Source organism: Altererythrobacter sp. CAU 1778 (assembly GCF_054482795.1).
Genome location: NZ_JBTLRP010000001.1, coordinates 1,401,597 through 1,414,042, shown reverse-complemented (window position 1 = coordinate 1,414,042; position 12,446 = coordinate 1,401,597). Strand labels below are relative to the sequence as shown.

Sequence of the window (12,446 nt, the reverse complement as noted above, 5' to 3'; positions counted from 1 at the left end):
ACTAACGCGCGAGGCGACCGAAAGCGCCCTCGCCTGCGTAACGGGCCGTAGAGCCGAGCTCTTCCTCGATGCGGATCAGCTGGTTGTACTTGGCGAGCCGGTCCGACCGCGCGAGCGAACCGGTCTTGATCTGCCCGCAATTCGTGGCGACGGCGAGGTCCGCAATAGTGGCGTCCTCGGTCTCGCCCGAGCGGTGGCTCATTACGGAGGTATAGCCGTTGCGGTGCGCCATATCGACGGCTTCGAGGGTTTCGGAGAGCGTGCCGATCTGATTGACCTTAACCAGCAGGGAGTTCGCAAGACCCTTGCCGATGCCCATTTCGAGACGTGCGGGATTGGTCACGAACAAGTCGTCGCCGACCAGCTGTACGCGCTGCCCGAGCTGCTGCGTCAGCGCGTTCCATCCATCGAAATCGTCTTCGCTCATGCCGTCCTCGATCGAGCGGATCGGATAATCGTCACACAATTTGGCGAGGTATTCTGCCATGCCCTGCCCGTCGAGCGTGAGGCTTTCGACAGAAATCTCGTATTTGCCGTCGCGGTAGAATTCGGTCGCTGCGCAATCGAGCGCGAGTGCAATGTCCTCACCCGGCGTGAAGCCGGCAGCCGCGATCGATTCCATGATGAAATCCAGAGCGGCGCGGGTGCTGGCAAGATCGGGGGCGAAGCCGCCTTCATCACCGACAGCCGTCGCCAGGCCCTTCTGCGACAGGCCCTTCTTCAGCGTATGGAACACTTCCGCGCCCCAGCGCACCGCCTCTGCAAGGCTTGGCGCGCCGATCGGCATGATCATGAATTCCTGGATGTCGATCGGATTGTCCGCGTGTTCGCCGCCATTGATGATGTTCATCATCGGCACCGGCAGCACGTGCGCCGATACGCCGCCGATATAGGAATAGAGCGGCAGGCCGCGCGCATTGGCAGCGGCCTTCGCAACGGCCAGACTCACGCCGAGAATGGCATTCGCCCCGATAGCGCCCTTGTTGTCCGATCCGTCGAGGTCGATCATCGCCTGGTCGATCTCGCGCTGATCCTCGGCGTCGCGCCCGAGCACCGCGTCGGCAATCGCATCGTTCACGTTGTCGACCGCCTTGGTCACGCCCTTTCCAAGATAACGGCTCGCATCACCGTCGCGCAGTTCGACAGCTTCGTATGCGCCGGTCGAGGCGCCCGAAGGAACTGCCGCACGACCGAAGCTGCCGTCTTCCAGCAGAATGTCGACTTCGACGGTGGGATTGCCCCGGCTGTCGAGGATTTCGCGGCCGTGAATGTCGATGATGGCGGTCATGAGAATCTCCGGGTGAATGTTGCGCTGCAACCTAATTTCGTCGCGGTCCCTAATCAGTGGAACCTTGGCAGGCAAGCTGCGTTACTTAGATAAGACACGCGCGTCACCTGACGCCGCTATCTGCGCATTCATTTTAGGGAGCTCAACACGATGGCCGATACCCCCGCCAAGAAGACCACGAAAACCGCAACCGCCCAGCCGGTGACCGCTACTGCCACCGCTGCAAACGTTGGCGTCGTGGATAACAAGGCCGAAGCCAAGACCCGCTTCAACCGCGCGCTCGACGAGGCAAAGGCCGGTGCCGCCGCTCTGCGCGACGAAGCCAAGGTCCGTGCCGACGGCTACCGTGGCAAGGCCAAGGCAAAGGGCGATACCTATCGCTCCGATGCCGAAGACTACGCCGGTCAGGCGAAGGTCAAGGCAGTCGAACTCGCGCGTGATGGCAAGACCACGGTGAGCGACGGCCTCAGCGGCCTCGGCAAGCTGGTGTCGGACAATGCCGCCACGCTCGATGAAAAGTTCGGTCCGAAATACGGCGATTACGCCCGCACTGCTTCGCGCACCCTGCAGGAAACCGCGGTAAAGCTCGACAACAAGGAACTCGACGAACTCGCGGAAGATGCCCGTGCGGCCGTCCGCAAGAGCCCGGGCCTCGCAGTCGGTCTGGCGGCAGTTGCCGGCTATATGCTGGCCCGCCTGTTCACCAGCAACCGCGATTGATCGTGGCGACAAAGCCCGAAGACGGGCGTGTCGGCACGTACAGCGATACGGACGCGGTCGGGGTGGGCTACACTCCGACCGCTGTCCCGCATGACGAAACCCTGGATGCACCGGCGGGCCCCGATCATTCTCTGATCGACGATGTGAAGGCCATGATCGACGATGGCCGCACCTACGTCGAGGCCGAACTGCATTTCCAGAAGAGTCGCGCCAAGTTTCTCTCCGGCCGCGTAGGCCGCGCCGCAGTTCTTGGCGGCATCGCCGCGCTATCGGCGGTGCTTGCCCTGGTCGCGCTGACGGTGGGGCTCGTGATCGGGCTGACCCCGATCCTCACCATCTGGGGCGCGACGGCGGTGGTGATACTCCTCTGGCTGATTGTGCTCGGCATATGCGCGATCAAGCTGCGGACACTTTCCAAACAGCTGTCGGCAGCGTTCACGGAGGAGGAAGCATGAGCGCCCTGCCCCCTGAGCTCGTTCGCGACCGGGTGCTGCGCAATGCGGCCCTGACGCTGTTCAAGACCGACATCGCCCAGTTCCGCGCTGACATATCCGGCAAGGGCCTTGGCGAGAGGTTGTCCGATCGTATCGGCGAAGGCGCAAAGGACATGGCCGAAGAGGCAGCCGAGCTGGCGGAGCGCAATCCGGGCAAGATCGCGGCCGTCATCGCAGGTCTCGGCCTGTGGTTGTTCCGAGGCCCGTTGCTGGACTGGCTTTTCGGAGACGACGAGCACGACACAGCTTCGGAACATTCCGCGTCACAGGACCATTGGGATAACGACCCACAATTTTACGGAGACGAACATGACTGACGACGCCAAACGCGAAGAACTCGAACGCCGGATCGAAGAAGGACAGGCGCGACAGGAAGAACGCACGCTCGCAGACAAAGCCAGCGAAGCCGCTGAACAGGCGACCGAATTCGTCAAGGCTCACCCGATGGCCACCATTGGTGGCGCTATCGCTGTCGGCTTGCTGATCGGCGCGATGACTCGCCCGGGGCGTCGCCTCGGCGCAAAGGGCGTATCGCTTGCGAGCGCTGCGGCTGATCTGGCAATGGTCTACGGCCTGAAGGCTCTCGACGCCGCCGAAGATGCCGCACGCTACAGCGGCGACCGGATCGAGGACATCGGCGACACGCTGGGCGACAAGGCTCGCAAGGCCCGCCGCGAACTCGGTTACCAGCTTGGCGGGGCGCGCGATGCGGCCGGCATTACAGCGCGCGAAGGATCGAAGAAGGCGGGCCGCACGACCCGTTCGATCCGCGACCGCATCGGTGTGTGACCGCGACCATCGGGTGACTTGCGAAAGCCTGTGATCCGTCTATGGCGCGCCGCCATGTGCAACCCAATTGATTGACGGGGCGACCAGATGAAAGAACAGGAAACGACGCAGCAGCTCTACCTGGTGATGGGCGGGCGCGTCACGGATCCCCGCGGTTCGGAATTTCAGGACCCCGAGAGCATCCACGCCGCCGGCATCTTCAGCGATTACGACGTAGCTGTAGACGTCTGGCGCGCCAACGCCCAGCGGACGGTCGACGATGCGGAGATGAAGTACGTCATCGTCCACCTTCACAAGCTTCTGACGCCGGAAACCTGAAGCTCATCGCCGGAAACAGAAAACCCCCGGATCGCTCCGGGGGTTTTTCTTTGTTCGTCTCAGAGCGAAATGCTCAGATGAACTCGATCTTGTCGATCATGTAGAACTTGTCGCCGGACGGCACCGTCACCTCGACCTCGTCACCAACCTGCTTGCCGATCAGCGCGCGGGCGATGGGCGAGTTGTAGGAAATGCGACCCTTGTTCGCGTTGGCCTCCGTCTGACCGACGATCTGGTATTTTACCGGCTTGTCATCTTCGTCGAGCAGGCTGACGGTCGCGCCGAACACGATACGGTCGCCCGAAAGGGTCGAGGGGTCGATAATCTGCGCGCGGGTAACGCGGTCCTCGATATCGCCGATCATCGCTTCGACCTGGCCCTGCCGTTCCTTGGCAGCGTGGTATTCGGCGTTTTCGGAAAGGTCGCCATGCGCGCGCGCTTCCTCGATCGCATCGACGATCTTCGGCCGTTCGTCACGCAGTGCCTTGAGTTCACGGGTCAGCTGTTCGTAGCCTTCCGCCAGCATCGGCACTTTTTCCATCGTCATCCTACCTCTTGAAGCTGTGCTATCCGGCGAAAAGCACCCTCCCCGCCCCCGTTTCGGGAGCGGCGGGCGGGCCTGATTGTCGGGAATTCGCGTCTATTCGTCAGCTATAATAGTCTTGCAGCGAGCGGACTTCAAGCTGGCTTGCCTTGACCGATGCGATTGCGCGCACCGCAGCGAGCGAAGCGGCCGCCGTCGTATAGTAGGGCAGCTTCATTTGCAGCGTGGAGCCGCGGATCGACTGGCTGTCTTTCAGGCTCTGCCATCCCTCGGTCGTATTGAAGACCAGGTCGACCCCGCCATCGACGATCCGGTCGACGATATGCGGACGGCCCTGGGCGACCTTGTTAACCAGTTCGACCGGAACGCCCTGTTCCTCGAGGAAACGGTGGGTGCCGGAGGTGGCGATGATCGTGAAGCCGAGTTCGACGAGCTGGCGCACGGCGGGCAGAATGACCGGCTTGTCGGTATCCTTCACCGATACGAACACCGTGCCGCTTTCCGGCAGGATCACTCCTGCACCTAGCTGCGACTTGACGAAGGCGGCAGGAAAATCCCTGTCCAGCCCCATCACCTCGCCCGTGGACTTCATTTCCGGCGAAAGCGCCGGATCGGCACCCGGGAAACGCGCGAAGGGGAAGACCGCCTCCTTCACAGCCATGTAAGGCAGGTCGCGGCGGAAAGGCTCGAAATTGGTGAGCGGTTCGCCCGCCATCACGCGCGCCGCAATCTTGGCGATGGGCTGGCCGATGGCCTTCGCGACGAAGGGCACGGTGCGCGAGGCGCGCGGATTGACCTCGATCAGATAGACCTCGCCATCCTTCACCGCGAACTGCACGTTCATCAGGCCCACGACGTCCAGCGCGAGAGCCAGCGCCTGGGCTTGGCGTTCCATCTCGTCGACGATCTCGGCATCGAGGCTGTAGGGCGGTATCGTACACGCGCTGTCGCCCGAATGGACGCCGGCTTCCTCTATATGCTGCATCACGCCCGCGATGCGGACTTCCGTGCCGTCGGAAACGACGTCCACGTCGCATTCCACCGCGTCGCGCAGATACTGATCGATCAGAACCGGGCTTTCGCCCGACACGTTGACCGCCGTGGCGATGTAGTCGTCCAGCTGCGCTTCTGAATCGACGATCTCCATCGCGCGACCGCCGAGCACGTAGCTGGGTCGCAGCAAGACGGGATAACCGATCTTCTGCGCCACCGCAGCAGCTTCGTCACGGCTGCGCGCAATGCCGTTCAGCGGCTGCTTCAGCTTCAGCCTGTTGACCAGCTGGGCAAAGCGTTCGCGGTCCTCGGCAAGGTCGATGGCGTCGGGCGACGTGCCGAGAATGGGAATACCCGCATCCTCCAGCGCCTGCGCCAGCTTGAGAGGCGTTTGCCCGCCGAACTGAACGATCACTCCGACCAACTCGCCTGCCTGCTGTTCGACGCGCAGGATTTCCAGCACGTCTTCAGCAGTCAATGGCTCGAAATACAGGCGGTCGGAGGTGTCGTAATCCGTGCTGACCGTTTCCGGGTTGCAGTTGACCATGATGGTCTCGAACCCCTGCTCGGCCAGCGCGAAGCAGGCGTGTACGCAGCAATAGTCGAACTCGATGCCCTGCCCGATGCGGTTGGGTCCGCCGCCGAGGATGACGATCTTCTGCGCGTCGCTGGGGATTGCCTCGTCCTCGGCCTCTCCGAAGGTGGGCGCTTCGTAGGTCGAGTACATGTAAGGCGTGATCGCCTCGAATTCCGCCGCACAGCTGTCGATGCGCTTGAAGACCGGCAGCACGCCGAGCTTGTACCGCAGCTTGCGAACCTCGTCTTCGCTGGTCGCGCCAGCCATGGCGCGCACGGCGTCATGCAGCAGGCCAGAGCGGGTCGCCTGGGTTTCGCCCAGCCCGCCCGCGACGTGGACGGAACGAACCGCGAGGGTCGCCAGCCGCTTATCGGAGAAGCCCATCGCCTTCAGGCGGCGTAGCCCCTCGGCGTCGGTCGGCAGTCCGTCGCGCGACACCTGCGTTTCGGCTTCGATAATCGCTTCGATCTGGCGCAGGAACCATGGGTCGTAACTGGTAATGGCGTTGATGTCCTCGACGCTCATCCCCTCGCGGAAAGCCTGTGCGACCTTCAGCAGGCGGTCGGGCGTACGCTGACTGAGCGAGCCGGTAAGAACATCGCGGCTGACGCCTTCCAGTTCGACCACGCGGTTGAAGCCGTCGAGCCCGGTTTCCAGCCCTCGCAGCGCCTTCTGCATCGATTCCGCGAAATTGCGGCCGATCGCCATGACCTCGCCCACGGACTTCATCGCCGTGGCAAGTTCGGGCTTCGCGCCCTTGAACTTCTCGAAGGCGAAGCGCGGGATCTTGGTGACGACGTAATCGATTGTCGGCTCGAAGCTCGCCGGCGTCGCGCCGGTGATCTCGTTCTCGATCTCGTCGAGCGTGTAACCCACCGCCAGCTTCGCCGCGACGCGCGCGATGGGGAAGCCGGTGGCCTTGGACGCCAGCGCGGATGAGCGCGACACGCGCGGGTTCATCTCGATCACGATCAGTCGCCCGTCCTTGGGATTGACCGCGAACTGAACGTTGGAGCCGCCCGTCTCCACCCCGATCTCGCGCAGCACCGCGATGCTGGCGGAGCGCATGATCTGGTATTCCTTGTCCGTCAGCGTCAGCGCCGGGGCGACCGTGATGGAATCGCCGGTGTGGACACCCATCGGATCGACATTCTCGATGGCGCAAATGATGATCGCATTGTCCTTGCGATCGCGCACCACCTCCATCTCGTATTCCTTCCAGCCGAGGAGCGATTCCTCGATCAGGACTTCGGTGGTGGGGCTGGCGTCGAGGCCGGAGCGGACGATCTGTTCGAACTCGGCGCGGTTGTAGGCGATGCCGCCGCCCGTCCCGCCGAGCGTGAAGCTGGGGCGGATGATCGCGGGCAGGCCGGTCGTCTCCAGCACTTCGTAAGCCTGTTCGACCGTATGCGCGACGCCGCTGCGCGCGCTTTCGAGGCCGATGGCGTCCATCGCGGCGCGGAAACGCTGGCGGTTCTCCGCCTTGTCGATGGCGTCGGCCTTGGCGCCGATCATCTCGACCCCGTATTCGGCGAGCACGCCCATTTCTTCAAGCTTCAGCGCGCAGTTGAGCGCGGTCTGCCCACCCATCGTCGGCAGGACGGCATCGGGCCGCTCCTTCGCGATGATCTTGGCGACGATTTCCGGCGTGATCGGCTCGATATAGGTGGCGTCGGCGAACTCCGGATCGGTCATGATCGTGGCCGGGTTGGAGTTGACGAGGACCACGCGGTAGCCCTCCTCCTTCAACGCCTTGATCGCCTGCGTGCCGGAGTAGTCGAACTCGCAAGCCTGGCCGATGATGATCGGGCCAGCGCCGATGACGAGGATCGAGGAGATGTCAGTGCGTTTGGGCATTCAGGTTCCAAAAATCTTAGTAGCAGCTACGCCAAGGGCGGCACCAAGGCCAATCTTGAATAGATCCCACCCTGCCGAGCCGAGTGGCAACTTTTTTAGTCGACCAATGAACGTTCGCGATGATCGAATGAATTCCGCTTGCTCAATGCATTGCCCACCAGCCTTAAATGAGACCGCGAACGGACTGAACGTCCCATGTCCCAAGCCGCTTACCTGTAAATCGCGAACCAGCTGATCGGCCCAGCCCCGAGGACAAGGAGTCCCTCGATCGACAAGATACTTTTCCAAATCTGGTGTTCCAGTTTTCCCAGCGACAGCATCTTCCGCGAGGGCAACTATTAGGTCGGCTCGAACCTTTCCATAGTTTGGCAGGGCCTCGCTCACCCCAACATCCCCACGAACTTCTCGAACAGGTAGAAGCTGTCCTGAGGGCCGGGGCTCGCCTCCGGGTGATACTGCACGCCGAATGCCTTCTTCCCGCTGATCGCGATGCCGCAGTTGGAGCCGTCGAACAGCGAGACATGGGTCTGCTCCACACCCTCCGGCAAAGTATCGCCATCGACCGCGAAGCCGTGGTTCATGCTCGTGATCTCGACGAGGCCCTCAGTCTCGCCCCAGCCGTCGCCTACGCGCTGGACCGGGTGGTTGGCGCCACGGTGACCCTGGTGCATCTTGGCGGTCTTCGCGCCTGCGGCCAGTGCGAGCATCTGGTGGCCGAGGCAGATGCCGAACAGCGGCACGTCCCGCTCCAGCAGCGCCTTGATGATCGGCACGGAATATTCGCCCGTCGCCGCCGGATCGCCGGGGCCGTTGGAGAGGAACACGCCGTCCGGCTCCAGCGCCAGCACATCCTCCAGGCTGGTGCGCGCCGGGACCACGGTGACCCGCGCCCCTGCCTTCACCAGATTGCGGAAGATGTTGTCCTTCGCGCCATAATCGATCGCGACAACGTGCGGGCGGCTTTCGTCGCGCGAGCTGCGGCCGTAGCCTTCGCCGAGCCGCCAGTAGCCGCCTTCCCACCGCTCCTTGTCCTTGCGCGTGACACGCGGGGCGAGGTCCATCCCCTCCAGCCCCGACCATTCGCGCGCGCGCTTCACCAGCGCCTCGATATCGAACTGGCCGTCGGGGTGGTGCGCGATTACAGCGTTGGGCGCGCCGGACTTGCGGATCATGCGGGTCAGAGCGCGCGTGTCGACGCCCGAAAGGCCGATCTTGAGGTGGCCCTTCATCCAGTCTTCGAAGCTGCGGTCGCTGCGGAAGTTGCTCTGCTGCGTCACATCCTCGCGCACGATGCAGCCGACTGCGCCTTCGACCGCGCTTTCCATATCTTCGTCGTTGGCGCCGACATTGCCGATATGGGGGAAAGTGAAGGTGACGATCTGCGCAGCGTAGCTGGGGTCCGTCATGACCTCCTGATAGCCGGTCATCGCGGTGTTGAAGCACACCTCGCCCACCGCGTCACCGACATGGCCGAAACCGCGTCCGGGAATGACGGTGCCGTCCGCCAGCACGAGAACGCCGGTCGCCACTTTGGCTTGCGCGCGAGTTGATGCGGGGTCGGCCATTGTGGGCGCTCCGTTCCTATAGTTTCCGGCGATGCTTGCTAAGGCCCACCCGCTAGGCTTGCCCCCGCCCGGCGTCAACCTATCTCGGCATCGCAAAAGCGGCTATGCGCGCCGCAATCCCGATCCATCCACAGGAAAGACTTTCTCATGCCCCAAGCGACTCTGCGCGATGATATCAAGGCCGCCACCGTGACCGCCATGAAGGCCGGCGACAAGGAGCGGACCGCCGCGCTCCGCCTGATCGGCGCGAAGATCAAGGATCGCGACATCGAGGCCCGGACCGGCAAGGCACCGGACAATGACGACGACCTAGTGATCGACGTGCTCACAAAAATGGCGAAGCAGCGGCGCGAATCGATAACCATGTATGTTGACGGTGGCCGCGAGGAACTGGCCGAGAAGGAACGTTTCGAACTGGCCGTCATCGAGGAGTTTCTGCCGCAGCAGATGAGCGATGAGGAAACCCGTGCCGCAATCGAGGAGGCGAAGGTAACCACTGGCGCCACCGGCGTTAAGGATATGGGCAAGGTGATGGCGGAACTGAAGGCCAGGCATGGCGCTTCTCTCGACATGAGCAAGGCGAGCGCCTTGGTGAAAGGGAGTTTTTCATGAGCCGTCTGACTACGCTTTTGGCCTGCGCCGCGCTGGGCTCGCTGGCCGCCTGTTCCGCTGCCGAGGACGATAAGGACAACGACACCGAACTCGAAACCGCCACCACCGATGGAGAGGCGGCCGCGCTTGCACAGGCGATCGAGGCTGGCGACTTCGCCGACCTTCAACTGGGCGCGCGGGTCGAGGGGCCGCAGGGAGCCGAGGTCACCTCCGCCATGTCCAACGCGGAAGGCAATTTCGCAGACATCACCAGCTTCGTCGCCTGCCCTGCAGGGATGGATCCATGCGATCCTGCCAATGCGCCCGAAGGTACCGTCTTCACTTACGTTCACACCGTCTATCCAGGTGAGGACAACGATCCGGGAACGGGCGTCGGCTCCGGCAATAGCTCTTCCGACATCGAGCGCGCAGCGGGCTTCCGGATGACGCAGGCCGCGCACGGCTTTACCGGCGCAGCGGGCTATTCGAAGGGCGAAGTCGTCGCGGCCACCGGCGCCACCGGACAGGTCGTCGTCACCTGCAACGATGGAAAGCTGCAATGGACCGTAGATTCGGGGGATGGCGGCGACCAGTGGGAGAATCGCGAGCCGATCACCTTCTGGTGGCAGTCCACCCTGCCCCCGGCCGGACCGGCCAAGGCCTACGCCATCGATGCGAACTACACCGAAGCAAGTGGCGACGGTCCGTATCCAGCGGCGCGCGAGGGTGCGGTCAACGCGTGTGATGCACAGGCTAAGCGCCCCGCTTGAATTTCAGGCCATGCGCGCGCAAGGGTGTGTGCATGGCCCTGTCCCCGCAATGGCTGGATGAATTGCGCGCACGCGTCACGCTTTCGGGCGTGATCATGCGCACCACCAAGCTGCAACGTGCGGGTCGCGAATGGAAGGCGTGCTGCCCCTTTCACGACGAGAAAACACCCAGCTTCACCGTCAACGACGCCAAGGGTTTCTATCACTGCTTCGGCTGCGGCGCGCATGGCGACGTGATCCGCTGGATGACCGATCAGCGCGGCATGGCCTTCATGGACGCCGTGAAAGAGCTTGCGGCGCAAGCCAACCTCGAAGTTCCCGCTGCCGATCCGCAAGCCGCGCAACGGGCGGAAAAGCGCGCCAGCCTTCACGACGTGGTCGGCGCAGCGCAGGAATGGTTTGTCGACAACCTCGCCTCGGCAGATGGCGCGGATGCCCGCGCCTATCTCGAGCGGCGCGGCTTTTCGCAGCGGATATGCCGGGAGTTTGGCTTCGGTTTCGCGCCAGACAGCAAGACCGCCCTCGCCCGCAACCTGTCGCGCATCGAGGAACCGATGCTGGTCGAAGCCGGGCTGCTTATCGATGTCGAAGACAAGGCGCCCTATGATCGGTTCCGCGGACGGCTGATGCTGCCGATCCAGGATGCGCGCGGCCGCGTGATCGCGTTCGGTGGGCGCATCATGGAAGATCGCGCCAACCAGCATGGGGGCGTTGCGAAATACCTCAATTCCCCCGACACGCCGCTGTTCGACAAGGGGCGCACGCTCTACAATTTGCACCGCGCGGCGCCTGCCTCCCGCCAGACCGACCGCGTGGTAGTGGTCGAAGGCTATATGGATGTCATCGCGCTGGCCAATGCGGGGATCGGCGATGCCGTCGCCCCGCTCGGCACCGCGCTGACGGAGAACCAGATCGAATTGCTGTGGCGGCTCGTCGACAAGCCGGTCCTGTGCTTCGATGGCGATGCCGCGGGACAGCGCGCGGCGATGCGCGCCGCGAGCCGGGCCTTGCCGTTGCTGCGGCCGGGCAAATCCCTGCAGTTCGTCTATCTGCCGACCGGCCTCGACCCGGACGACCTTCTCAAGCAACGCGGGCGCGGCGCAATGGAGGAACTGCTCGCCAATCCGCGCAGCTTGCTCGAGGCAATCTGGTTGCACGAGCGCGAGGCAGCCCCGCTGCACTCGCCGGAGGACAAGGCGGGCCTGAAGCAGCGGATGCTCGAACATTCCGAAGCTATCGGCCATCCCGACATCAAGGCGCTCTATCGCCGTGAGTGGATGGAGCGGTTTTCCGCGTTCGCCTTTCCCCCCCGCCAGCAGTCAGCGCGTTTCAACGGACAGGGCAAGTGGCAGCCGCGTACCCCAAGCCTTGCTCCGGCCAATGCCGCTGCCATGCGTCAGGTCGGCACCGGCGGTCATGATCGCCTGCTGAGCGCCGTCATCGCAGGTCTGGCGCGCCACTCGGATCAGCTCGCCCGCCATGCGGAGCGGCTTGCCGGCCTGAAAACGGCAGATGCGAAAATGGCACGGGCGGTGGATATCTTGCTCGACCACGCGGAAATGCTTGAAAAAGAGGGGGGCGACACCATAAGAGAACTGGAAGACTTCGCCGCGCCGCAGGATAAACTCCGCTATAGCTTCCTTATGGAAGGCACAGATCCGCTGGCCGCCCGTGAAGACCTTGCCGAAGCCGTCGCCCTGGTGGTGGAACGGCCCGCCCTCGAAGCAGCCCTTAAGGCGGCGACGGAGCGGTTCGATTCCGATCCCGAAGGGGCGTTTGCGGAGCAGCAGCGACTGCGGCAGCGCAAGCAGCATTTCGACGAACGGCTGAAGCAGATGGGGCGCCGCCGCATGGCATCGTCCGACGATGGGGTAGAAACTATCGGCTCTTCCGGGCACGGCGCCCAGGCAGACGCCAATGAACAGACAGTGGACTGAAAC

Annotated in this window: 12 protein-coding genes; 8 read left to right on the top strand and 4 right to left on the bottom strand. The window is 63.5% G+C overall.

Translation table 11 applies throughout. The features are described from left to right. Position 1 precedes the first annotated feature (1 nt). Complete coding sequence (gene eno / locus ACXYN8_RS06690) at positions 2-1,288, bottom strand: phosphopyruvate hydratase (protein ID WP_458888557.1); 1,287 nt, start codon at positions 1,286-1,288, stop codon at positions 2-4. Positions 1,289-1,438: 150 nt separating this feature from the next. Between eno and ACXYN8_RS06685 the strand changes: the two genes are divergently transcribed. The 5 genes from ACXYN8_RS06685 to ACXYN8_RS06665 all read left to right on the top strand — a co-directional run bounded on the left by ACXYN8_RS06685 (position 1,439) and on the right by ACXYN8_RS06665 (position 3,609). Next, positions 1,439-2,008: a hypothetical protein gene (locus tag ACXYN8_RS06685; protein ID WP_458888556.1), complete on the top strand. Its 570-nt coding sequence runs from the start codon at positions 1,439-1,441 to the stop codon at positions 2,006-2,008. 2 nt (positions 2,009-2,010) lie between these two features. Continuing rightward, a complete protein-coding gene (locus tag ACXYN8_RS06680; RefSeq protein WP_458888555.1) occupies positions 2,011-2,463 on the top strand; it encodes a phage holin family protein in 453 nt (150 codons plus the stop codon). Next, positions 2,460-2,819 (top strand): hypothetical protein, encoded by a 360-nt coding sequence (locus ACXYN8_RS06675; protein WP_458888554.1) that lies wholly within the window; start codon positions 2,460-2,462, stop codon positions 2,817-2,819. The genes ACXYN8_RS06680 and ACXYN8_RS06675 overlap by 4 nt, the downstream gene beginning before the upstream one ends. Then, on the top strand, positions 2,812-3,291 hold the full coding sequence (locus ACXYN8_RS06670) for a hypothetical protein (RefSeq protein ID WP_458888553.1): 480 nt from the start codon (positions 2,812-2,814) through the stop codon (positions 3,289-3,291). The genes ACXYN8_RS06675 and ACXYN8_RS06670 overlap by 8 nt, the downstream gene beginning before the upstream one ends. Positions 3,292-3,378: 87 nt before the next feature. After that, positions 3,379-3,609, top strand: coding sequence for a DUF4170 domain-containing protein (locus tag ACXYN8_RS06665; protein WP_458888552.1), 231 nt, complete (start codon positions 3,379-3,381; stop codon positions 3,607-3,609). 73 nt (positions 3,610-3,682) lie between these two features. Here the strand turns inward: ACXYN8_RS06665 and greA are convergent, their stop codons facing one another. The 3 genes from greA to carA form a co-directional block, all read right to left on the bottom strand. Beyond that, on the bottom strand, positions 3,683-4,156 hold the full coding sequence (gene greA / locus ACXYN8_RS06660) for a transcription elongation factor GreA (RefSeq protein WP_458888551.1): 474 nt from the start codon (positions 4,154-4,156) through the stop codon (positions 3,683-3,685). Positions 4,157-4,256: 100 nt separating this feature from the next. Beyond that, positions 4,257-7,580 (bottom strand): carbamoyl-phosphate synthase large subunit, encoded by a 3,324-nt coding sequence (carB, locus tag ACXYN8_RS06655; protein WP_458888550.1) that lies wholly within the window; start codon positions 7,578-7,580, stop codon positions 4,257-4,259. 380 nt (positions 7,581-7,960) lie between these two features. Then, positions 7,961-9,145 carry a glutamine-hydrolyzing carbamoyl-phosphate synthase small subunit gene (gene carA / locus ACXYN8_RS06650; RefSeq protein ID WP_458888549.1) on the bottom strand — a complete coding sequence of 395 codons (1,185 nt, stop codon included), beginning with the start codon at positions 9,143-9,145 and terminating at the stop codon, positions 7,961-7,963. Positions 9,146-9,292: 147 nt separating this feature from the next. Between carA and ACXYN8_RS06645 the strand changes: the two genes are divergently transcribed. The 3 genes from ACXYN8_RS06645 to dnaG are packed head-to-tail and all read left to right on the top strand — an operon-like array spanning position 9,293 to position 12,443. Next, positions 9,293-9,757, top strand: a complete 465-nt coding sequence (locus ACXYN8_RS06645) for a GatB/YqeY domain-containing protein (protein ID WP_458888548.1) — start codon at positions 9,293-9,295, stop codon at positions 9,755-9,757. After that, on the top strand, positions 9,754-10,506 hold the full coding sequence (locus ACXYN8_RS06640) for a hypothetical protein (protein WP_458888547.1): 753 nt from the start codon (positions 9,754-9,756) through the stop codon (positions 10,504-10,506). Before ACXYN8_RS06645 ends, ACXYN8_RS06640 begins: the two co-directional genes overlap by 4 nt. A gap of 32 nt (positions 10,507-10,538) precedes the next feature. Further along, positions 10,539-12,443, top strand: a complete 1,905-nt coding sequence (dnaG, locus tag ACXYN8_RS06635; RefSeq protein WP_458888546.1) for a DNA primase — start codon at positions 10,539-10,541, stop codon at positions 12,441-12,443. The last annotated feature ends 3 nt before the right edge of the window (positions 12,444-12,446 follow it).

Excerpts from the sequence above, each read along its gene's own strand:
- eno (WP_458888557.1), bottom strand. The coding sequence starts at position 1,288 with ATGACCGCCATCATCGACATTCACGGCCGCGAAATCCTCGACAGCCGG.
- ACXYN8_RS06685 (WP_458888556.1), top strand. The coding sequence starts at position 1,439 with ATGGCCGATACCCCCGCCAAGAAGACCACGAAAACCGCAACCGCCCAG.
- ACXYN8_RS06675 (WP_458888554.1), top strand. The coding sequence starts at position 2,460 with ATGAGCGCCCTGCCCCCTGAGCTCGTTCGCGACCGGGTGCTGCGCAAT.
- ACXYN8_RS06670 (WP_458888553.1), top strand. The coding sequence starts at position 2,812 with ATGACTGACGACGCCAAACGCGAAGAACTCGAACGCCGGATCGAAGAA.
- ACXYN8_RS06665 (WP_458888552.1), top strand. The coding sequence starts at position 3,379 with ATGAAAGAACAGGAAACGACGCAGCAGCTCTACCTGGTGATGGGCGGG.
- greA (WP_458888551.1), bottom strand. The coding sequence starts at position 4,156 with ATGACGATGGAAAAAGTGCCGATGCTGGCGGAAGGCTACGAACAGCTG.
- carB (WP_458888550.1), bottom strand. The coding sequence starts at position 7,580 with ATGCCCAAACGCACTGACATCTCCTCGATCCTCGTCATCGGCGCTGGC.
- carA (WP_458888549.1), bottom strand. The coding sequence starts at position 9,145 with ATGGCCGACCCCGCATCAACTCGCGCGCAAGCCAAAGTGGCGACCGGC.
- ACXYN8_RS06645 (WP_458888548.1), top strand. The coding sequence starts at position 9,293 with ATGCCCCAAGCGACTCTGCGCGATGATATCAAGGCCGCCACCGTGACC.
- ACXYN8_RS06640 (WP_458888547.1), top strand. The coding sequence starts at position 9,754 with ATGAGCCGTCTGACTACGCTTTTGGCCTGCGCCGCGCTGGGCTCGCTG.
- dnaG (WP_458888546.1), top strand. The coding sequence starts at position 10,539 with ATGGCCCTGTCCCCGCAATGGCTGGATGAATTGCGCGCACGCGTCACG.